Genomic DNA, 21877 nt, shown 5'->3' with positions numbered 1-21877 from the left:
CCAAAAATGTGGGAGCTGGCTTGCCTGCGATAGCGGAGTGTCAGTCTCCTTATCGGGAGCTGATACACCGCTATCGCAGGCAAGCCAGCTCCCACAGTGGGTCTTCATTGGTTTTGAGATCTTTATTTATGACTACCACCTTCGACTTCTCGCACCAGCGCATCCTCGTCACTGGTGCCAGCAGCGGCATCGGTCGCGAAATTGCCCAGCAACTGATCGCCAGCGGCGCTGAAGTCTTCGCTCTCGGTCGCGATGCCCAGGCGTTGGCTGCATTGGGGTGCCACACCCTGTGCGTAGATATCGCTGACAGCGTCGCCCTCGACAAAACCCTGCAAGATTTGCCGCCTCTGCACGGTCTGGTCAACTGCGCCGGTATCTCACGCCTGGAGCCTGCCGCGGCCATCAGCGCCAGCGCCTTCGACCAGGTGATGAGCGTCAACGCCCGCGCCGCAGCGCAAGTGGCCAGCCGGGTCGCGGCAAAGATGATCGAAGCGAACATGGCGGGCAGCATCGTCAACGTCTCCAGTCAGGCGTCGTTGGTGGCGCTGGACGATCACCTGAGCTACTGCGCCTCCAAGGCTGCACTGGATGCGATCACCCGCGTGCAATGCGCCGAGTGGGGCCGTTTTGGCATACGCGTCAACAGCGTCAACCCCACCGTGACCTTGACGCCGATGGCGGCCATGGCCTGGTCCGACACGGCCAAGCGCGACCCGGCGCTGGCAGCGATTCCTTTGGGGCGTTTTGCGCAACCGGCGGAAGTGGCGCTACCGGTGCTGTTTTTGCTTAGCGACGCGGCGAGCATGATCAGTGGCGTCAGCCTGCCGGTGGACGGCGGCTACACCAGCCGCTAGCCGTTTTCCAACTGCCCGGCGATGACCACTTTGTCCCGTGGCTTGTGCGGGTCTTGCAGGCGGTCAAGTAGCAGGCGCACGGCACTGCTGCCGGCCAGGGATGCATCATGGGCTACGCAAGCGATGGGCACGCCGAAGATATCGGCGAAGGGCAGGCGGTCGATGCCACAGATGGTCAGGCTGTCATGGGCGATGTTGTGCATGCGCAAGGCGCGCAGGGCGCCCAGGGTGATCAACTGGTTGAAGCCCATGATCGCATCCGGCGCCGAGTGTGCGGCCAGGTAGTCGAGAGTATGTAAATAAGCCGGCATCAGCGTGTAGTCGCCCGCCTGCACCTCGACCTGAATGTCGGGGTGCTCGGCCAGCACTTCGCGCAGGCCCTTGAGGCGCTCCACGCTGATGCGCGAGTGCTCGGGGCCGGTCAGCACCAGCAGGCGCTTGAGGTTCGGGGTTTGGCGTAACAGGTAGTGCGCGGCTTGCAGGCCGCTGTGGTAGTTGTCGAGCACAACACGGCTGAACGGGCTGTCGTGGATCGTGCGATCGAGCAGTACCACCGGGGTCTTGCCGTTGCCCAGGCGCTCCAGGTAGTCGGGCTGGTAGCTTGGCTCGTCGGAAACCGGCGACAGGATGATCCCCGCCACGCGGTAGCCCAGGAGGGTATCGACTGCCTTGCTTTCGAGTTCTTCAAGTTCATCGGTGTCCACCAGCATGATGGTGTAGCCGTGCTTTTTCGCCTCGCGGGAAATGGCCTTGATCATCTCGCTGTAGAACGGGTTGTCTACCGATGCGGTGATGACCCCGAGGATCAGGCTTTCACTGCGCTTGAGCCCACGGGCGAAGGCGTTGGGCACGTAGTCGAGCTCGCGAGCCACTTCAAGAATGCGCGCCAGGGTGGCGGGTTTGACCAGGTCGGGTTTGCTCAGGGCCCGGGACACCGTAATGGTGGTCATGCCGACCCGTTTGGCAATGTCGCTAATGGTGACGGACTTTTTCTTGTTCATCGGTAAGGCTGCGAGAGGAAACACCAGCAGGCTAGCATGTGCGCAGATGTAGAGTGATTCAAATCAGCGGATCCCAGCGTTGCGACCAGTCGCCTTCGGCCTTCACCACCGCGCGTAGCAGTTCCAGGGCTTGCTGCAACACCGCCGAATCTCGCGCCCGCGAATACACCAGGTAGGTCGGAAAGCTGAATTCCGGCGCCTTGGGCACGCGCTGCATCACGCCGCTGTCCAGGTAGCTTTGCACCACCCGTGTGCGGAAGTAGCCGGCACCGCCGTTTTCCAGAATGTACTGCAACGCCAGCGGCCCCAGGTTGAAACTCAGCGCGGCACGCGCACGGTCGGGCAGGGCGGCGTCGTGTTGCTGGCGAAAACCCTGGCCCCAGTCGATATACACGTAAGGCGAGGGTTTGCTCGCCAATTGCACCAGGATCAGTTTTTCTTCCAGCACCTGCTCCACCTGCAAGCCCGGCCAGTATTGCGGCTGGAACACCAAGGCGGCGTCGAGCACACCCAACTCCAGTTGGCGCAGCAGGTACTCGCCTTCACGCACCTCGGTGCGCAGCGCGTGCCCCGGAATGTGCTCGCGCAGCGCCTTGGCCCAGCCGAGCATCAATGGGTTGCACAGGCTGACCTCTCCGCCGATATGCAGCACATTGCGATAGCCATCGGGCAACGGCAGGTCGCGTCGCGCCGCTTCCCAGGTCTGCAGCAACTGGTTGGCGTACACCACGAAGGCCTCGCCGTCGGCGGTCAGCCGCGCACCGGCACGGTTGCGTACAAACAGCGTGCAGCCGAGCTGGTTCTCAAGGTTTTTGACACGAGCGGTGATAGCGGTCTGGGTGACGTGCAGTTTCTCGGCCGCTGCGGCCAGGCTGCCGCAGCGGGTGATTTCGAGGAAGGTGCGTGCCAGTTCGATGTCCATGAAGCCCCCGGGGATGAATAGGGGCATTGTAGAGCGATGCAGGATTGGAATGCGATCCATGTGGGAGCTGGCTTGCCTGCGAAATCGCTGGTTCAGTTAGCCCATTGGCCTCTGACACACCGCTATCGCAGCATAGGTATCTACATAACTTTGGTACGACGCTGTATCTGTGGCGAGGGAGCTTGCTCCCGTGGCGGCCTGACAGCGACGCTTATCCACCTGACGCGCCGCAGTTCTATGTGGGAGCTGGCTTGCCTGCGAAGACGGCCTGACAGTCAACTGGGATGTTGGATCAGAGCGCGTACATATCCGTTATTTAGGTAACGGCCACTTAGGGTTCCGCCCTGACGGCGGCTCACTTTCGAAAAGCGCGAAAGTAAGCAAAGCGCTCTTGCCCCACCACTCGGCACCTCGCTTAGGCTCGGTGTGCCCGTAATCCGCCAGTGATTTGGGGGGCCGCCGCCACGCGCCATCCATGGCGCGGGGCGGCTAAACCGGCATCCCTGCCGGTTTACCCCCCAAATCACTGTCGAATTCCGGCCAGCGTGGTTTAACGGGGCGCCTGAGATCAAGATCAAAAGCAGATCAAGAGCAAGATCAAGAGCGGCTCGCTTCGCATCGTGGTTACCGTTGGCTGCTACAACCTACAAAATTGCGTAGAAGCTGCGACGGCGGTGTGTCAGAGGCCAATGTGCTGACTGAACCAGCGCTATCGCAGGCAAGCCAGCTCCCACAGTTGCGGGTATTTCAGGTCGGGCTTCTCGGTGTGTGCAAGTGCGCTATGGGGAATGCTTGTGCATACGCGTGACACACCCTCAACACCTGCTCATCGGCAAACCGCGCGCCCACCACATGCAAGCCCACTGGCAAGCCATTTGCCGCCAACCCGCAGGGCACTGACGCCGCCGGTTGCTGGGTGAGGTTGAACGGGTAGGTGAACGGCGTCCATTCCATCCACTCAGTCATTCCCGAACCCGGCGGTACGTTGTGCCCGGCTTCGAACGCGGTGATCGGCATCATCGGTGACACCAGCACATCGTAATGCTCATGGAAAGCCGCCATCCGTGCGACCAGCGCCGCCCGGGCTTCCAGGGCTGCGTTGAAATCATCCAGGCTCAAGCGCTCGCCCCGTTGTGCAATGCGTAGCAGCCCTGGGTCCAGCAGTTGCCTTTGCGCCTCGCTCATCGTGCCGGTCAGGCGTGCTGCGCCGGCAGCCCATAGGGTGCTGAACACCTCCAGCGGGTCGCTGAAACCGGGGTCGATCTGCTCGACATGGGCGCCCAGTTGCACCAGGCCCTGCACAGCCCGATCCACTACCTGGGCAACTTGCGGGTCGACTTTCACATAGCCGAACGTGGGGCTATAGGCGACACGCAACCCTTTCAAGTCCGTTCCTGGAATGAGCCAGGGCGTGGTTCGCGGCGCACCGATCAAGCCGTCCCGTGCATCCGGTCGCGCCACGGCTTGCAGCATCAGCACGCTGTCTTCCACGGTGCGCGTCATCGGCCCCAGGTGCGACAGAATCGTCATGGAACTGGCCGGCCATTGCGGTACATAGCCGAAAGTCGGCTTGATCCCGAAGGTGCCGGTAAACGCACAGGGAATGCGGATCGAGCCACCGGCGTCGCTGCCCTGGTGCAGCACGCCCAGGTTCAATGCCGCCGCCGCAGCGGCGCCCCCGGACGAACCACCGGCGGTGGTGCGCGTGTCCCACGGGTTGCGGGTGATGCCATACAGCGGGTTATCGGTGACGCCTTTCCAGCCGAATTCCGGGGTGGTGGTCTTGCCCAGCAGCACCGCGCCGGCCTTGCGCATGAAGGCCGAGAAGGGCGCGTCCACGTCCCACGGGCCCTCGGCACTGGAGGTGCGCGAGCCTTTGCGCGTGGGCATACCGACCGTCAGCGTTAGGTCTTTGATCGACGCCGGCACGCCATCCAGCGCCCCGCAGGGTTCGCCCTTGAGCCAGCGTTGTTCCGACGCCCGCGCAGCGTCCAAGGCGCCTTGCGGGTCGACATGGCAGTAGGCATTCACCACCGGGTTATAGCGCTCGATGCGCAGCAACGCGTCTTCGGTGACCTCCACGGGTGACAAGGTCTTGTCGCGAAAGTGCTGCAACAGTTGCACCGCTGTCAGTTGGCCAATCTCACTCATGCCACATCCCCCTGTGCCGCCTTGACCATGGCGCGCAGCAACACCGCGCAACCCGCCGCCAGGTCATCCGGCGCGGCGTTTTCGATTTCGTTATGGCTGATGCCGCCTTCGCACGGCACAAAGATCATCCCGGCCGGGCCCAGTTCAGCGACGAAGATCGCGTCATGCCCGGCACCGCTGACAATGTCCATATGGCTCAAGCCCAATGCCTGGGCAGCCTCGCGCACGGCATTGACACAGGTCGGGTGAAAGTCCAGCGGCGGGAAGTCGGCGGTGGGCGTCAGGTCAAACGTCAAGCCGTGGCGGGCGGCCGCGTCTTCGATCACTGCGCGCACTTCATCGACCATGGCTTGCAGCTTGTCGGCGTGCAGGTGACGCAGGTCGATGGTCATGTGCACCTGGCCGGGGATCACGTTGCGCGAGCCAGGGTGCAGGTTCAGGCAGCCGACGGTGCCGCAGGCGTGAGGCTGATGCTGATGGGCGATACGGTTGACCGCGCTGACCACCTCGGCAGCGCCCACCAGGGCATCTTTGCGCAGGTGCATGGGCGTAGGGCCCGCATGCGCCTCTACGCCGGTGAGAGACAGGTCGAACCACTTCTGGCCCAGGCAGCCCATCACCACGCCCAGGGTAATGGCCTGGTCCTCCAGCACCGGGCCTTGCTCGATATGCGCTTCGAAATAAGCGCCCACCGGATGGCCCAGCACCGCACGCGAACCGGCATAGCCGATGCGCTGCAATTCGCTGCCTACCGACAGGCCCTGGTCGTCGCGCTTGTCGAGGGTGTCCTGCAGGTCGAACTTCCCGGCAAATACCCCGGAGCCCATCATGCACGGCGGGAAGCGCGAGCCTTCTTCGTTGGTCCACACCACCACTTCGATGGGCGCCTGGGTTTCGATCTGCAAGTCATTGAGCGTGCGGATCACTTCCAGCCCGGCCATTACCCCGTAGCAACCGTCGAACTTGCCGCCGGTGGGCTGGGTGTCGATATGGCTGCCGGTCATGACCGGGGGCAGGGCGGGGTTGCGGCCAGGACGGCGGGCGAAGATATTGCCGATGGCATCCACACTGATGCTGCACCCGGCGGCCTCGCACCACTGCACAAACAGGTCGCGGGCCTGGCGGTCCAGGTCGGTGAGGGCCAGGCGACACACGCCGCCCTTGGCCGTGGCGCCGAGTTGGGCCAGGTCCATCAGCGACTGCCACAAGCGGTCGCGGTTGATCAGCGGGGCATTGCTCTGGAGCGGTTGCGCAAGACTATTCATCAGGAATCTCCACTCAGGCACTCAAGGCCAGGTAACGGTTTTTGATCGTCGGGTCGGCGCGGAAGTCAGCGGCGCTGCCTTCGTACACCACGCGGCCCTGTTCGAGCACGTAATGGCGGTCGGCGAGCTTGTCGCAGACCATCAGGTTCTGTTCCACCAGCAACACCGGCAGGCCCTCGTCCTTGACCTTGCGCAGGATCTTCACCAGCTCGTCAACGATCACCGGGGCCAGGCCTTCAGTGGGTTCGTCGAGGATCAGCAGCTTGGGGTCGTTCAGCAGGGCGCGGGCGATGGCGAGCATCTGCTGTTCGCCGCCGGACAACGCATGGCCGGCGTTTTTGCGCCGCTCCTTGAGGCGCGGGAACATGGCGTACACGTCTTCCAGTTGCCAGCGGCTGTGTTTGCGGGCGGCGATGCGCAGGTTTTCTTCCACCGTCAGCAGGCGGAAAATCCCGCGGTTTTCCGGCACCAGCGCCAAGCCCTGGCGCGCAATTTCGAAAATCTTCTGCCCCACCAACGCCTGGCCGTTGAAGTGGATCTGGCCCTGGCGCGGGCAGATGATGCCGAGGATGCTACGCAGGGTGGTGGTCTTGCCGGCACCGTTACGGCCCAGCAGGGTCACCAGTTCGCCAGGATTGACGCTCAGCGACACGCCCTCCAGCACATGGCTCTTGTCGTAGTAGGAATGGATATTCTCGACGATCAGCATCAGGCAGCCTCCCCAAGATAGGCAGTACGCACACGTTCATCGGCGCGCACGAACTCCGGCGTGCCTTCCACCAGAATCTGCCCATGGCTCATCACCGTGATGCGTTGGCTGATGGACATGACGATGCTCATGTTGTGTTCGATCAACAGCACCGTATGGTCGCGGCCAAGGTCGCTGATCAGTTGGGTCATGATCGGGATATCGTCGATGCCCATGCCCGAGGTGGGCTCGTCGAGCATCAACAGTTTGGGTTTGGAGCAGATCGACATGCCCACCTCCAGCACCCGTTGCTGGCCGTGGGACAACTCACCGGCCAGGGTGTCGGCGCGGGCCGTGAGTTGCAGACGCTCCAGCACCTGGTCGGCCATCTCCAGGTGTTCGCGCTGGCTGTCCACCCGACGCCAGAAGTTCAAGGCACGCGAGCCATCGCGGCCCTGGGCGGCCAGGCGCAGGTTTTCGCGCACGCTGAGGTTCTGGAACAGGCTGGTGAGCTGGAACGAACGCGCCATGCCCAGGCCGACGCGGCCGTGGGCGGGCTTGCGCATCAGGTTCTTGCCGTCGAAATGGATCGCTCCGGCGGTGGCCTGGCGTTCGCCCGTCAGGCAATGAAACAGGCTAGTCTTGCCGGCGCCATTGGGGCCGATGATGGTGTGAATGGTGCCGGCTTCGACCTTGAGGTTGACGCCATTGACCGCATGGAACGCGCCGTAGGCCAGCTCCAGGTTCTGGGTTTCCAGCAAGATACTCATAGCCCGTCCTCCTTGGCGACGACTGCGGGTTTGCGCGTGCCGCGCAGCTTTTCGAACAGCGACGCCAAGCCGCCCCACAAACCGCCGCGCATGAAGATCACCACCAGGATCAGGATCACCCCCAGCAGCATCAGCCAGCGCGGCCACAGATCGGAGAGAAAGTCACCCAGCAGCACGATGGAACCGGCGCCCAGCAGTGAGCCGAACAGCGAGCCGGTGCCGCCGACGATGGTCATGATCAGGATGTTCTCGGACATCGCCAGGTCGATATTCGACAGCGGCACAAAGTGCAACAGCATGGCGTACAGCGCCCCGGCAATCCCGGTGACCGCGCCGGACAGCACGAACACCAGGATCTTGAAGTGACGCGTGTCGTAGCCGATGGCCGAGGCGCGGGTTTCATTCTCGCGGATCGCCATCAGCGTGCTGCCGAACGGCGAGGCGATCACCCGGCGTGCGCCGATGAAAATCAGCAGGAACAGCACCGCGACAAAACCGTAGAAGGCGCGGGCATCGGCCAGGGACAGCAGCACGGTGTCACCCACACGAATTTCCGGGCGTGGCACGCTGAGCAGGCCGTTGTCGCCGCCGGTCCAGTCGCTCAGGGTGTAGGCGACGAAGTAGGCCATCTGGCTGAACGCCAACGTGAGCATCACGAAGTAAATGCCCGTGCGCCGAATCGCCAGGGCGCCCACCAGCAAAGCCAGCACGCCACCGGCCAGCGCCGCGCCCAGCAACGCGGTGAACAGGCCCAGTTGCAGGTGGATCATCAACAGCGCCGCACAATAAGCACCGGCACCAAAGAAGATGCCTTGGCCGAAGGACAGCAGCCCGGTATAGCCCAGCAGCAGGTTGCAGGCCAGGGCGGCCATGGCAAAGATCAGGATCTCGGCGGCCAGGGTCGCCGAGGGCAACACCAACGGCAGGCCGATCAGCACGGCCAACACCCACAGCAACATGGCTCTGGATTGGGTCTTGGCAAACGGCAGGGGGTTTTTCTCGCTCATGTCAGGCTCTCCCGAACAGGCCGTAAGGGCGTACCAGAATCACCACGGCCATGGCGCCGTAGATCATCAGGCTCGCACCCTGGGGCCAGAGTGTGGTCATCAGGCTTTGCACCACGCCCACCAGCAAACCGCCGACCAGCGCACCGCTGAACGAGCCCATGCCGCCGATCACCACCACCACGAAGGCGATGCCGAGAATCTCCGGGCCGACGAAGGGCTGGGCGCCGCGCAACGGCGCGAACAACACCCCGGCGACACCGGCCAGGGCGACGCCGAGGGCGAAGGTCATGGAGAACAGGCGGAAAATATTGGTGCCCAGTAGCGACACGGTTTCGGTGCTTTCACTGCCGGCGCGCACCAGGGCACCGAAGCGCGTGCGCTCCAGCAGCAGCCACAGGCCCAGGCCCACCAGCCCGGAAAACATGATGAGGAACAGGCGGTAGTAGGGGTAGACGAAATCACCCACCACCAGCACGCCGCGCAACAGTTCCGGCACGGCGACGCTTTTGCCCACCGGGCCCCAGATCATCACGCTGGCTTCCTGGATGATCAGAGCGATCCCCAAGGTCACCAGAATCTGGAACATGTGCGGCAAGTGGTAGATACGCTGGATCAACAAGCGCTCAATCACCCAGGCCAACGCAGCCACCACCAACGGCGCGATCAGCAACGCCAGCCAGAAGCTGCCGGTGAGGCTTACCGCGGTGTAGCAGATGTAGGCGCCGAGCAGGAAGAACGCGCCGTGGGCGAAGTTGACGAAGTTGAGCAGGCCGAAAATGATCGTCAGCCCCACCGCGATCAGGAAGTAGATCATCCCTAACCCAAGGCCGTTGAGGATCTGGAACAGGTACAGATTAAGCATGCAGGCACCCTCCGCAGGTGGCCGCTTGCGCGGCCCTGCGCGACAAAAGTTAAGCGGTCAGCCGAGTGTGCAGCCCGTCGCCTCGACTGCGGGGAACGACTGGCCAGCGCTGAGCACTTTGGCCAGGTCGTCCTTGTCGGCCATGTCGCCGCTGGCCTTGCCGATCAGCAGGTAGTAATCCTTGATCACCTGGTGGTCGCCGGCGCGGATCGACTCTTTGCCGGTCGGGCCTTCGTAGCTCAAGCCTTGCAGGGCCTTGGCTACGGTCGGACCGTCGAAACTGCCGGTGGCGATGATGGTGTCGAGCATGACTTTGGTGCTGATGTAGTCGGCGGCCAGCGGGTAGGTGGGGTTGATGCCGTAGGTGGCCTGGGTCAGCTTGACCAGCTCACGGTTGAGCGGGGTGTCGACCTGGTGCCAGTACTGCGCGCCCAGGTACACACCTTCGAGCACATCGCTGCCCAGTTCCTGGAACTGATCCAGGCCGGCAGACCACACCAGCAATACCTTCATGCGCTCCTTGATGCCGAAGTTCACGGCCTGGCGCAGGGTGTTGGACGATTGGCTGCCAAAGTTGAGCAGCACCAGCACATCGGGCTTGGTGGAAATGGCGTTGGTCAGGTAACCAGAAAACTCCTGTTCCTGCAGTGAGTGGTAGCTGTTGCCCACGTGTTCCAGGCTATGTTCCTTGAGCACGTTTTTGGCCCCTTCGAGCAAGGCTTCGCCGAACACGTATTGCGGGGTGATGGTGTACCAGCGCTTGGCGTCCGGCAGCAACTTGATCAGCGGCACCATGGTTTCGCGGATCGCACCGTAGGTGGGCACTGACCAGCGGAAGGTCGCCTTGTTGCAGTCCTTGCCTGTGACTTCATCGGCGCCCACCGGGGTCATGAACACGCCGCCGACCTTGTCCACTTCCTTGGCCACCGCCAGGGCGGAAGACGACAGCGTGCAGCCCTGGAAGAACCGTGCGCCGTCCTGCGCGATGGCCTCTTGCACCTTGCGCACCGCCTTGCCGGCGTTGCCTTCGGTATCGATGACCTTGTAGTTCAGCGGGCGGCCGAGCAAGTCGGGGTGTTGTTGCACCGCCAGGCGTGAACCCATGTCGGCAAATTTGCCATAGCTGGCAAAGGCGCCAGACATGGACTTGAGGCCGTAAAAGGTAAAGGGCTCGGCGGCGAATGCCGAACGCACGCTCAGCGGAAGGCTGAGGGCGGCGGCGGCGGTGAGGCTGGCTTTCAATAACGTACGACGCTGCATGGGGTAACTCCCTGGTTTAGTTATTGGCAGGAGCGGCAAGGGCGATACGGTGGAGCAAGGGCCTGTGGGCAGGCTTGTTATTGGATAACTCGATTTCGCGGGGGAACGGGGTCAACTGTGGGAGCTGGCTTGCCTGCGATGGCATCTACTCGGTCCCTCTGTAACACCGAGGCGCCCGCATCGCAGGCAAGCCAGCTCCCACATTGAACGGGTTCCCACATTGAATGGTTGGTGTGTTTAAGAGTGGTCGAACTCCAAGAGGAAGTGCGGGCTCACCTGGCCTTCCAGCGCGGTCATGTGGTGTTCGGCATCGCACATGTGTTCATGCATCAAGCTGCGCACCGCGCTTTCATCCCCGGCACGAAAGGCGATCAGCAGTTGCTTGTGATAGTCGAGGTTGGCCGCATCGAACTGCTTGCGCTTGGGCTTGTAGGCCTTTTTCAGCACCACCAGGTCGCGCAGCAAGTCATTGAGGAACTGCGCCATGAAACTCAGCAGCGGGTTGGGGCAGGCCCGGGCCAGCAGGTTGTGGAACTCCAGTTCCGCCAGGCGTTGTTCGCGCTGGCCGGCTTCGCTGTCTTCGGGGGCGCTGCAAAAATCCACGTTGGCTTGCAGGGCCAGGTAGTCGTCTTCGCTCAAACGCCCCAGCACCGACACCGCCAACTCCACTTCGATGACCTTGCGCAGTTGGTAGACCTGCTCGCCGTCCAGGTGCTGGAAATGCAGGTAATTGCGCAGGGCGCGGCTGGCCGGCTCGGTGCCGGCCTGGTTCAAGTACGCCCCGCCACTGGGGCCGGTGCGCGTGCTCACCAGGCCCTCCACTTCCAACGCCTTGAGCGCTTCGCGTGCCGAACCCTTGGAACACTGGAAGCTTTCCATCAGCTCGCGTTCGGTGGGCAGGCGATCGCCGGGCTTCAAGGCGTCGGTGACGATCGAGCGCTTGACCGACTCGACAATCACATCGGACAGCTTCTGGCGTTTGCGGCGTAACGGACGACTCAGCATGGCGGTGATTTATCGTATTAATGCGGATAAATAGCACTTAATAACGATTGGGCAGGTGCGTCAACGCAAGGGGTCGTTTTCGGTGAATAGGGGTCGTAAATGCGCAGGTTATTCCCAGGCGCCCAAATCCAGGCAGCGTGCGGTCGCCGGCGGCTGTTTGCCATAAGCGAGAAAATCCCCTAGCCAGCGGCTCACACAGCCGTCAGCGCCTGCGTGTGCCGACTCCTTGAGCAAGAGCTGCTCGACACCAGCGGCGAGCGCTTCGCCAGGCTCGGTATTGATCAGCACCATGCGCCCGACGCGCTCGGGAAACAGCGTGCCATAGCGGTTGCCCAGGCGCGTGGCAGCGGCGTTGCCCAGGTAGTTGAGGCGCGCCTCGCCCAATTGCCCGCGCACGTACTCCATGTCCCGGGCGGCCTGTTCCACGGCATTGCCCTGGCGCAGGTCGCGGGTGCTCAGCTCGATCACGTCGTAGCGGTCGACCAGGGTGCGATAGGCGGTGGTGGCAAGCGACTCCCAGCGGCTGGCCAAGTGAAGGACGAAAGGTGCGCCTTTGACCCGCTGGGGGTCGCCGGCCTGGATGAACACCACGCCTTCACGGTTGAGCGGCTGCCGTGCGCCTACCCGTGTCACGCTCAGGCGAATGCGGCCGCGCTGGGGGGCGGCATGGTCGCGGGGCACGCTGACCAGGCCGCATTGGGTGCGGCCAACCACTTCGGGGTCCAGGCGCGCTGTTGCAGTGAGTGGGCAGTCCAGCAACCAGTCGATCGCGGTGGGGGCGATCAAGGGCTCGGCCAACGCCAGGTTTGGTATCAGCCAAAAGCCGATGCAGACCAGGCCGTTTACAAAAGCGCTGGGTTTCATCATGAGGTCCTGGGCATCCGTGTGATAACGGCTTTTTTACCAAGGACCTTGGGGTGGAAAATGTAAGGTGAAGAAACAACTCGTGTATGAAATATGAGTTTCGTTTATCAGATATCGGTGTTCCAGCCACCGCCCAATGCCTTGTACAGGGCGATGCTGGCTTGCAGGCGCGACAGGCGCAGTAGCACGTTCTGGTCTTGGGCGTCGTACAGGGTGCGCTGGGTTTGCAGTACCGTGAGCAGGTCTTCGGCGCCAGCTTCATAGCGGCTTTGGGCAATCTGGAAGGCGGCCTGCGCCTGTTGCAGCTCTTCGGTTTGCCACTGGCGTTGCTGGTCCAGGCGGGTGATGCTGCTGAGGGCTTTTTCCACATCGGCAAAGCCGTTGATGATCGCCCCACGGTAGGTTTGCAGCAGTTCATCCTGGCGTGCCCGAGCCTTGTCGCGCTCGGCGCTCAGCCGGCCATTATTGAAAATCGGCGCCATCAGGCCCGAAGTCAGGGTGTAGAAGGGGCTGCGCAGGATCTCTTCAGCCTTGGACGCGCCTGAGCCGAGCGTTGCGCCCAATGTCACCGTCGGCAGCATGGCCGCACGGGCCACCGTGACGTCGGCGCTGGCCGCCGCCAACTGGGCCTCGGCCTGGGCGAGGTCGGGGCGCCGGCTCAATAACTGGCTGGGCACGCCAGGCCCGATACTTGGCCAGGTCAATGCCTGAAAGGGTTCTGTGCCTAGCTCCAGGGCCTGCACGGGCTGGCCGAGCAAGGCGGCGAGGGTGATCTGCGATTCTTCGGCCGATTGCTCGATCAGCGGCAGTTGCCGTTGCTGACCGGCCACCAGGCTTTTCTGTTGTGCCAGTTCCAGGGCCGTGGCGGAACCTGCGTCGTGGCGGGTCTGCACCAGGTTCAGCACATTGCGCGCATTCGCCAGGTTGAGCTCGGCAATCTGCAGGCGCTGGCGTGCGGCCAGGGTTTGCGCGTAGCGGTCGGCGACGTTGCTGAGCAGGGTCAGCTCCACGTTGGCCTGATCGAACTCACTGGCGTGCAAGCTGTGCACGGCGCTGTCGCGGGCAGCGGCGCGGCCACCCCAGAAGTCGATTTCGTAGCTGGCCGTGAGGTTGGCGTCATAGTTGTTGACAGTCCTGTTGCTCTCGGTGGCGTCCAGCTCCGAGTTGCCGCTGCCGCGCAACAGCCGTTGACGGCTGGCGCTGAGGTTGAACTTCAGTTCCGGCAACAACGGTGCACCGGCAATTACCGCCGTGGCCTGGGCCTGGCGGACACGCGCCATGGCCGCCGCCACGTCGAAGCTGTCACGGCGGGCCTGGTCGATCAGGCGGTTCAGCGCCGGGCTGCCAAACTGCGTCCACCAACGTTGGTTGATGGCTTGGGTCGCTTCGCGTTCGGCAAAATGCCAGGCGGCGGGCGCAGCAAGGCCACTGTCGATGGCGGGCGGGTTAGTGCCGCAGGCCGTGAGCAACAGGCACACACTGAGCGCTGACAGTTGTGGCGTGAGAGATCGTTTATTCACTGGTCAACGCCTTAACCGGATCAAGCCGGGCAGCTTTACGGGCCGGCATGAAGCCGAATACGACGCCGGTGACCAGCGCACAGCCAAACGCGCCGAGCACCGCCACCAGGGAAAACTGTACCGCCACTTCAGCCAGCACCAGCACGCCGCCTACCAGCAATGCCAGGGCAATACCAAACAGGCCGCCGACCACCGAGAGCATCACCGCCTCGGTGAGAAACTGGCGCAGGATGTCGCGCTGGCGTGCCCCGGTGGCCATGCGGATGCCGATTTCACGGGTGCGTTCGCGCACGGTCATCAACATGATGTTCATCACGCCGATGCCGCCCACCAGCAGGGAAATCGCTGCAATCGAGCCGAGCATCAGCGACAGGGTGTTCTGGGTCCGTGCTTCGGCCTGGATCATCGCTGCGTCGTTGGTCAGGTGGAAGTCGCGTTTGCCGCCGTGCAGCTTTTGCATAAGCTGACTGATGGCTTGCTCGGCCTCTTGCACCTTGCGTGCATCGGCGGCGGCAATGACAACGTATTCGGGATTATAGGTGCCGAACAGGCGCACGCTGGCGGCGGTATAGGGAATGGCGACACGGTCGTCGCTGTCTTGCATCCCGGAGCTGGAGCCTTTTTCCGCCAACACGCCAATCACCTGGAAGGGCACGTTTTCGATCAGGATGTATTGGCCGATGGGGTCTAGCTGGCCTTTGAACAGTTTTTCGCGCACGCGATGGCCGATCACCGCCACCGTGGCCCCGGCGCGTTCGTCGGCTTCGGTAAAGTAGCTACCTTGGGCCACTGGCCAGTTGAAGATGTCCGGGAAGTTGGTGTCGTTGCCGCCCACATAGGCCATGTAGTCGACGTTGCCGAAGCGCACGCCGGCGTAGGTGCCGTTCACCGGCATGATGCGCTTGACCTGGGGCAATGTAGCCAATGCCGCCACATCATTGAGGGTCACGATACCTGCCGGTGTGCGCGGGTTAGGCGAAAAGCCGCTCAGATAGATGATGTTGGAGCCGAAGGCCGCCATCTGCGCCATGACCTGACGCTTGCTGCCTTCGCCCACCGCCAGCATCACTACCACCGACGCCACGCCGATGATGATCCCCAGCAGCGTCAGCGCGGTGCGGAAGCGGTTGATCCACATGACCCGCCAGGCTGCCTGCACCGCGTCCAGCAGCTCGGCTTTCCAGGCACCATTGTGTTCGGCACCGTCGGCCAGGCGCTGGCGCAGATCCACGGCTTGCAATGCGTCGCTGCCGGCCGTGACGGGCACGTGGGTGGTACTCAACGCCGAATCGCTGATGATCCGGCCGTCGCTGATCTCAATGATGCGGTTGGCATGCGCCGCGACTTCGCGGTCGTGGGTAATCAGGATAACCACATGGCCCTGGCTCGCCAATTCATCCAGCAGCACCATCACCTCGGCACCGCTGTGGCTGTCGAGGGCCCCGGTGGGTTCGTCGGCAAGGATTATATGCCCGCCGTTCATCAACGCCCGGGCAATCGAGACGCGCTGTTGCTGACCACCGGAGAGCTGGTGCGGGCGGTTGTTGGTGCGATCGGCCAGGCCCAGGCGGGTCAGCAGAGCCTTGGCACGGGCATGGCGTTCGGCAGCGCTGATACCCGCATAGATCGCCGGCATCTCAACGTTTTCCTGGGCCGAGCCGGACGGGATCAGGTGGTAGCCCTGGAACACGAAACCAAAGGCTTCGCGGCGCAGCCAGGCCAGTGCGTCGCTGTCCAGGTGCGCGACGTTTTCCCCTGCGAACAGGTAGTCGCCCACGGTGGGGCGGTCGAGGCAGCCGAGGATATTCATCAGTGTGGATTTGCCGGAGCCGGAGGCGCCGACGATGGCAACGAACTCTCCTGCATGGATCGACAGGTCGATCCCACGCAATACGTCGACCTGCGGGCTGTCGCCGCCGCCGTAGGATTTGCGGATGTTCTTGAGTTCGATCAGTGGCGTGGTCACATCAACCCCCGCTGCCGCTGGCTGGGCCGATCAACAGGTGATCGCCTTCGTCCAGGCCACCCAACACTTCAACCCGCAGGCGGTCACTGATACCCAGCTGTACTTCTCGCTCCTTGATGGCGCCGTTTTTGGTCACGACCCGCGCGATCTGCTTGTCGGTGCCTTGGCTGCCGAGCAGCGCTGCGACCGGGATGGTGAGAGCGTCCCTGGCCTGGCTGGCGACGAAAAACACCTGGGTGGTCATTTCGGCCATTAACGCATTGTCAGCGTTGTCCACATCCAGCAGTACGGTGTATAGCACTACCCGGCCACTGCCGGTTTTGCTGGTACTGCTGGGGCTGCCACTGCCTTGGCTGGTTTCGTTCAGGGGCTTGGGCGGGATCGGCAGGATCTGGCGCACGGTGCTGGTCCAGCGCCGGGTGCCGCCGGCGAGGGTGGTGAAATAGGCGCTCATGCCCGGTTTGACGTGGCCGATATCGGCTTCGGACACTTCGGCCCATACGGTCATCGGCGACAGTTTGGCGATGCGCAGGATCAACGGCGTCTGTTGCTGGGCGTTGAGCGTCTGGCCGACTCGCGCATCTACCGCCACTACGGTGCCGCTCATCGGCGCGTAAATCCGCGTATAGCCCAGTTCGGCCTCGTCACTGCGCAGGCTGGCCTGGGCCTGGCGGATCTGGGCCTTGAACATGTCCACCCGCGCCTGGGTCGCACTCAGTTCGGCCTTGGCGGTTTGCACATCTTCTTCGCGGGTGGCATTCCCGGCGCTCAGGCGCTGCTGGCGCTGATACTTCTGGCGCGCCAGCTCGTGCTGGGCTTTTTGCTCCTGCAACTGGGCCTCGAGGTTTTCGATGGCGTAGCGGCTGGCGTCGAGTTTGGCCTGCTGCGTGGCAGGGTCGATCTCTACCAGTAGCTGGCCTTGCGTGACCTGGTCACCGGCCTCGACATGGATCTTGCGGATCTGTCCGGAGGCCTGGGCGCCGACGTCTACGTAGCGTCGCGGTTGCAGGGTGCCCAGGGCGGTGACACTGTTCTCAATGTCGCCGCGCACGACAGTGACCGTGGGCAAGCTATCTCGACCTGGCGGCAACAGCTGCCAGGCTGCCACTGCAAGGAGGGGGATCAGGCACACCACAGCAAGCAGGGCGAGGCGGGCGGGGCGAGGGCGTTTCATGCTTTGGTTCCAGCCAGGGAAAGGGGGCCGAGTGGCGAAGAGCTGACTGTTATACGAGAAAATTGCGCGAATATTTAGGCGTTTACATACGCAGTAACAGCTGCGTCGGCGAAAAAAACCATACGTGGGAGCAAGACTTCTTTAAAAGTAGATGAGAATTACTATAAATTGCACGTACTCAAACTGCCATCATCGATGGCTGTCTGTTGGGAGCAAGTTCGCTCGCGAAAACGTCAACGATAACGCGTGCATCCAGATAAAACGATGTGCCCTCAGGTTCTTGGCGAGCAAGCACGCTCCTACAGGATCAACACCACCGGGAGGTGCTCAGGAGTCATGTTGGAAAACTACTATCGCGAGCTGGTGTGTTTCCTGAACGCCAAGCTGGGTAACCGCCAGGTGGCCGAAGATGTGGTGCATGACGCCTATGTGCGGGTGCTGGAGCGCGTAAGCGATACGCCAATCGAGCAGCCTCGCGCGTTTCTTTACCGCACCGCACTGAACCTGGTGATCGACGGCCATCGGCGTAATGCCTTGCGTCAGTCCGAGCCTCTTGAGGTGCTGGACAGCGAAGAGCGCTTCGCCGCCTGTTCCCCCCACACCAGCCACCACCAGGGCCAGCGCCTGGAGATGCTCGAGCGCGCCTTGGCCGAGTTGCCGGCGGCCTGTCGCGACAGTTTCCTGTTGCGCAAACTCGAAGGCCTGTCCCACGTGCAAATCGCCGAACGCCTGTGCATTTCCCGCAGCCTGGTGGAAAAACACATCGTCAATGCGATGAAGCACTGCCGGGTGCGCATGCGCGAGTGGGAAGCGCACTGATCGGCTGTTAGTTAAATTTTATTTCACTGTCCTCGTTTCCTATCAACACACGGCCTGTTGTTCAGGCCATGAAGGTATTCCCGCCCCACCGCCATGGGGCTTATCCAGAGGACACTGGAATGACACAGGCAATTGCTTCGCCCGCGGTTCATGACCTGATCGGGATCGGTTTCGGCCCTTCGAACCTGGCGCTGGCCATCGCCCTGCAGGAGCGTGAAAAGGCCCAGGGCAAGCTGGACGTGCTGTTTCTCGACAAACAAGCCGACTACCGCTGGCACGGCAATACCCTGGTGACCCAGAGCGAACTGCAGATTTCCTTCCTCAAGGACTTGGTGACCCTGCGCAACCCCACCAGCCCGTACTCCTTCGTCAACTACCTCAAGGCCCACGAACGCCTGGTGGACTTCATCAACCTGGGCACCTTCTATCCCTGCCGCATGGAGTACAACGATTACCTGCGCTGGGTGGCGGGGCAGTTCCAGGCCCAGGCCAACTACGGCGAGGAAGTGCTGGCCATCGAGCCGATCCTGCATCAGCAACAGGTCGAGGCGTTGCGCGTGATCTCCCGTGATGCCCAGGGCGAGCAGCATGTGCGCACCACCCGTTCGGTGGTGGTCAGCGCCGGCGGCACACCGCGCATCCCCGAGGCATTCAAGGCGCTCAAGGGCGATAGCCGGGTGTTTCACCATTCCCAGTACCTGGAGCGCATGGCCAGCCAGCCGTGCGTAGACGGCAAGCCGATGCGCATCGCCGTGATCGGCGGTGGCCAGAGCGCGGCCGAAGCCTTTATCGACCTCAATGACAGCTTCCCGTCGGTGCAGGTCGATATGATCCTGCGCGGTTCGGCGCTCAAGCCGGCCGACGACAGCCCGTTCGTCAACGAAGTGTTCTCGCCGGCCTTTACTGACCTGGTGTTCCAGCAAGTCGGTGCCGAGCGTGAGCGTTTGGTCGCCGAGTACCAGAACACCAACTACTCGGTGGTGGACCTGGACCTGATCGAGCGCATCTACGGGATTTTCTACCGCCAGAAAGTCTCCGGCATCGCCCGCCAGGCGTTCCGCACCCTGACCGTAGTGGAGAAGGCCACGCCTGGCCCGCTGGGCATCGAACTGGCCCTGCGCAATACCGCCAGTGGCGAAACCAGTCTCAACCATTACGACGCGGTGATCCTGGCCACCGGCTACGAGCGCCAGATGCACCGGGAACTACTGGCGCCGCTGCACGCTTATATGGGCGACTTCGAAGTGGCCCGCGACTACCGCATCGTCACCGACGAGCGCTGCAAGGCTGGCATCTACATCCAGGGCTTCAGCCAGGCCAGCCATGGCTTGAGCGATACCTTGCTGTCGGTGTTGCCGATTCGGGCGGATGAGATTGCGGCGTCGTTGTATGCGCTGGACCATCACCGTGGCAAGGCGCGTTCGGTGCAGGACTTGCTGCTGGCAACCGCCAGCTGACCGATCCCCTTATTGTGGCGAGGGAGCTTGCTCCCGTTCGGGTGCGCAGCGCCCGCAAGCTTTTGGGGCCGCTTCGCAGCCCAGCGGGAGCAAGAGCTCGCTCCTACAGACGGCACTTGTGACAAAGTGTGGCTATTGGTACTGTACAAAAAACCAGTATCGGTAGCCCCCCATGCAGTTGATCGAAAAACTCAGCATCCTCGCCGACGCCGCCAAGTACGACGCGTCCTGCGCCAGCAGTGGCGCGCCCAAGCGCAGTTCCGAGGGCAAGGCGGGGCTGGGTTCCACCAATGGCATGGGCATCTGCCACAGCTACACGCCCGATGGCCGTTGCGTGTCGTTGCTCAAGGTGTTGCTCACCAACTTCTGCCTCTACGACTGCCAATACTGCGTCAACCGCCGCTCCAGCGACGTGCCCCGTGCGCGCTTCAGCCCGGAGGAGGTGGTCACCCTGACCCTGGATTTCTACAAGCGCAATTGCGTCAGTGGGCTGTTCCTCAGTTCCGGCATCATCCGTTCGTCGGACTACACCATGGAGCAACTGGTGCGGGTCGCCAAACTGCTGCGCGAAGAGCATGACTTTCGCGGTTATATCCACCTCAAGACCATCCCCGATGCCGACCCGGCCCTGATCGCCGAGGCTGGCCGTTATGCCGATCGCCTCAGCGTGAATATCGAACTGCCCACCGACGCCAGCCTGCAGACCCTGGCGCCCGAGAAGCAGATCGGCTCGATCAAGCAGGCCATGCAGACCATCTACACCGGCGAACAGACGGTGCTCAACGAACCCCGTGCGCCACGGTTTGCCCCGGCCGGGCAGAGCACGCAGATGATCGTCGGTGCCGACGACACCGACGACAGCACCATCCTGCACGGTGCCGAGGCGTTGTACGGTAATTTCAAGCTGCGCCGCGTGTATTACTCGGCGTTCAGCCCCATCCCCAACAGCCCGAAAAGCGTACCCCTGGCCGCGCCGCCCTTGATGCGCGAGCACCGCTTGTACCAGGCTGATTTCCTGCTGCGCAGCTACGGTTTCAGCGCCAATGAGCTGTTCGCCGGCCCCGGTGACCTGGCACTGGATATCGACCCCAAGCTGGCGTGGGCCCTGGAGCATCGCGAGGTGTTCCCCCTGGACCTCAACCGCGCCGAGCCGACCCTGATCGCACGTATCCCCGGCATCGGCCTGCGCACCACCCAGCGCCTGGTCGACCTGCGCCGTGAGCGCAAGATCCGCTTCGAAGACCTGGCGCGCATGCGCTGCGTGCTGGCCAAGGCCAAGCCGTTTTTCATCACCAGCGACTATCACCCGCAGCAGGCCGACAGCACCAGTGTGTTGTTGCGCGAACAATTGCGGGACCGTCCGCAGCCGCAACAGATGGGGTTGTGGGGATGATCAGCCTGGAGTGCGACAATCTGTTCAGCACCTGGCGCGAACAGGCCCGCTGGTTGCTCAGCCATCAGGTCGACCCCAGCCAGGTCAGCTGGGGCGAGGCGCAGGCGGCGGACCTGTTCGCTACCGATGAACCTATCCCACCAGGGATGGGGCCGTTTCAGGCGCGCATACCCAAGGCGTTGTTGCAATTGTTGGAGTCCGCTGCCTGTTATCAAGGTGATCAGCGCTGGAGCCTGTTGTATGAAGTGCTATGGCGGGTCAGCCACGGTGATCGCACGGCCATGCTGGCAGGTGACAAGCTTGGCAGCGAGTTGCAGCGGCGCATCAAGCAAGTCAGCCGGGAGGCCCACCACTTGCACGCGTTTGTGCGCTTCATCGCGCTGCCGGCCGAGGCAGGGCCGGAACTGCCGGAGTACGTGGCCTGGCATGAGCCGGCCCATGACATTCTCAAGAGCGCCAGCGAGCATTTTATCGGGCGCATGGGCCGCCATCGCTGGATGATCGCCACGCCCCTGGACGGGGTCTATTACGACGGTGAGCAATTGATTCATCAGCGCCAGTGCCCCGAGGCCTGGCAGCAACTGGCGCAGAATGTTGAAGATCCCCACAGCGCCATGTGGCTGACCTACTACAGCCACATCTTCAACCCGGCACGCTTGAACCCTAAGGTGATGGAAGGGCATTTGCCCAGCCGCTTCTGGAAGAATTTGCCGGAGGGCAAGTTGATTCCAGGGTTGATCAGCGAGGCGCGTTCGGGCAAGCAGAAGGATGGGCAGGCGAAGCTGGTGGGGGCCAAGCCAGGCAAAAGAATTGCAAACCCGGTCAATGTGGGAGCTGGCTTGCCCGCGATAGCGGTCTACCCGTCAGATGTGGGGTGACTGATTGATCGTTCCCACGCT

Annotated in this window: 19 protein-coding genes; 5 read left to right on the top strand and 14 right to left on the bottom strand. The window is 62.8% G+C overall.

Translation table 11 applies throughout. From position 1 onward, the window contains the following. Positions 1-128 precede the first annotated feature (128 nt). Positions 129-854, top strand: a complete 726-nt coding sequence (locus tag AB9N64_RS07045; RefSeq protein ID WP_371360082.1) for an SDR family oxidoreductase — start codon at positions 129-131, stop codon at positions 852-854. Here AB9N64_RS07045 and AB9N64_RS07040 read toward each other — a convergent pair. From AB9N64_RS07040 to AB9N64_RS06975, 14 genes are all read right to left on the bottom strand, one after another. Further along, positions 851-1855 carry a LacI family DNA-binding transcriptional regulator gene (locus AB9N64_RS07040; protein WP_014719043.1) on the bottom strand — a complete coding sequence of 335 codons (1005 nt, stop codon included), beginning with the start codon at positions 1853-1855 and terminating at the stop codon, positions 851-853. The two genes, AB9N64_RS07045 and AB9N64_RS07040, sit on opposite strands and share 4 nt — an antisense overlap. A 58-nt stretch (positions 1856-1913) precedes the next feature. Next, positions 1914-2777 carry a LysR family transcriptional regulator gene (locus AB9N64_RS07035; RefSeq protein ID WP_014719042.1) on the bottom strand — a complete coding sequence of 288 codons (864 nt, stop codon included), beginning with the start codon at positions 2775-2777 and terminating at the stop codon, positions 1914-1916. A gap of 747 nt (positions 2778-3524) precedes the next feature. Continuing rightward, positions 3525-4928 carry an amidase gene (locus AB9N64_RS07030; protein ID WP_371360081.1) on the bottom strand — a complete coding sequence of 468 codons (1404 nt, stop codon included), beginning with the start codon at positions 4926-4928 and terminating at the stop codon, positions 3525-3527. After that, on the bottom strand, positions 4925-6193 hold the full coding sequence (locus AB9N64_RS07025) for a Zn-dependent hydrolase (protein WP_371360080.1): 1269 nt from the start codon (positions 6191-6193) through the stop codon (positions 4925-4927). Before AB9N64_RS07025 ends, AB9N64_RS07030 begins: the two co-directional genes overlap by 4 nt. Positions 6194-6206: 13 nt before the next feature. Next, positions 6207-6902, bottom strand: a complete 696-nt coding sequence (locus AB9N64_RS07020) for an ABC transporter ATP-binding protein (RefSeq protein ID WP_003192343.1) — start codon at positions 6900-6902, stop codon at positions 6207-6209. Continuing rightward, positions 6902-7651 carry an ABC transporter ATP-binding protein gene (locus AB9N64_RS07015; RefSeq protein WP_014719039.1) on the bottom strand — a complete coding sequence of 250 codons (750 nt, stop codon included), beginning with the start codon at positions 7649-7651 and terminating at the stop codon, positions 6902-6904. The genes AB9N64_RS07020 and AB9N64_RS07015 overlap by 1 nt, the downstream gene beginning before the upstream one ends. After that, the gene (locus AB9N64_RS07010; RefSeq protein WP_014719038.1) at positions 7648-8658 is read right to left on the bottom strand and encodes a branched-chain amino acid ABC transporter permease; all 1011 of its coding nucleotides are present in this window, start codon (positions 8656-8658) and stop codon (positions 7648-7650) included. Before AB9N64_RS07010 ends, AB9N64_RS07015 begins: the two co-directional genes overlap by 4 nt. Before the next feature lies 1 nt (position 8659). Next, complete coding sequence (locus AB9N64_RS07005) at positions 8660-9520, bottom strand: branched-chain amino acid ABC transporter permease (protein ID WP_014719037.1); 861 nt, start codon at positions 9518-9520, stop codon at positions 8660-8662. A 57-nt stretch (positions 9521-9577) separates the two neighbouring features. Next, positions 9578-10780, bottom strand: a complete 1203-nt coding sequence (locus AB9N64_RS07000; RefSeq protein ID WP_038450627.1) for an ABC transporter substrate-binding protein — start codon at positions 10778-10780, stop codon at positions 9578-9580. A gap of 237 nt (positions 10781-11017) precedes the next feature. Further along, positions 11018-11785 carry a FadR/GntR family transcriptional regulator gene (locus AB9N64_RS06995; protein ID WP_014719035.1) on the bottom strand — a complete coding sequence of 256 codons (768 nt, stop codon included), beginning with the start codon at positions 11783-11785 and terminating at the stop codon, positions 11018-11020. Between the two features lie 108 nt (positions 11786-11893). Next, the gene (locus AB9N64_RS06990) at positions 11894-12649 is read right to left on the bottom strand and encodes a proteinase (protein WP_014719034.1); all 756 of its coding nucleotides are present in this window, start codon (positions 12647-12649) and stop codon (positions 11894-11896) included. A 107-nt stretch (positions 12650-12756) separates the two neighbouring features. Further along, positions 12757-14169 carry an efflux transporter outer membrane subunit gene (locus AB9N64_RS06985; RefSeq protein ID WP_060767048.1) on the bottom strand — a complete coding sequence of 471 codons (1413 nt, stop codon included), beginning with the start codon at positions 14167-14169 and terminating at the stop codon, positions 12757-12759. After that, positions 14162-16135: a MacB family efflux pump subunit gene (locus tag AB9N64_RS06980; RefSeq protein ID WP_014719032.1), complete on the bottom strand. Its 1974-nt coding sequence runs from the start codon at positions 16133-16135 to the stop codon at positions 14162-14164. The genes AB9N64_RS06985 and AB9N64_RS06980 overlap by 8 nt, the downstream gene beginning before the upstream one ends. A 1-nt stretch (position 16136) precedes the next feature. Beyond that, entirely contained in the window at positions 16137-17309 is a 1173-nt protein-coding gene (locus tag AB9N64_RS06975; RefSeq protein WP_371360079.1) for an efflux RND transporter periplasmic adaptor subunit, read from the bottom strand. Positions 17310-17645: 336 nt separating this feature from the next. On the opposite strand from AB9N64_RS06975, the gene AB9N64_RS06970 reads away from it, so the two are divergent. The 4 genes from AB9N64_RS06970 (at position 17646) to AB9N64_RS06955 (ending at position 21856) form a co-directional block, all read left to right on the top strand. Continuing rightward, positions 17646-18128 (top strand): sigma-70 family RNA polymerase sigma factor, encoded by a 483-nt coding sequence (locus AB9N64_RS06970; protein WP_014719030.1) that lies wholly within the window; start codon positions 17646-17648, stop codon positions 18126-18128. Between the two features lie 119 nt (positions 18129-18247). Next, a complete protein-coding gene (locus AB9N64_RS06965) occupies positions 18248-19585 on the top strand; it encodes a lysine N(6)-hydroxylase/L-ornithine N(5)-oxygenase family protein (RefSeq protein WP_168224118.1) in 1338 nt (445 codons plus the stop codon). 172 nt (positions 19586-19757) lie between these two features. Next, the gene (locus AB9N64_RS06960; protein WP_014719028.1) at positions 19758-20978 is read left to right on the top strand and encodes a putative DNA modification/repair radical SAM protein; all 1221 of its coding nucleotides are present in this window, start codon (positions 19758-19760) and stop codon (positions 20976-20978) included. Continuing rightward, on the top strand, positions 20975-21856 hold the full coding sequence (locus AB9N64_RS06955) for a TIGR03915 family putative DNA repair protein (protein ID WP_019819958.1): 882 nt from the start codon (positions 20975-20977) through the stop codon (positions 21854-21856). The genes AB9N64_RS06960 and AB9N64_RS06955 overlap by 4 nt, the downstream gene beginning before the upstream one ends. Positions 21857-21877: the final 21 nt, after the last annotated feature.

Source organism: Pseudomonas sp. KT_2_4 (assembly GCF_041410225.1).
Taxonomy (GTDB): Bacteria; Pseudomonadota; Gammaproteobacteria; order Pseudomonadales; family Pseudomonadaceae; genus Aquipseudomonas; species Aquipseudomonas paracarnis.
The sequence above is the reverse complement of the archived record's forward strand: the minus strand, read 5'-3'. Positions and strand labels throughout refer to the sequence as shown.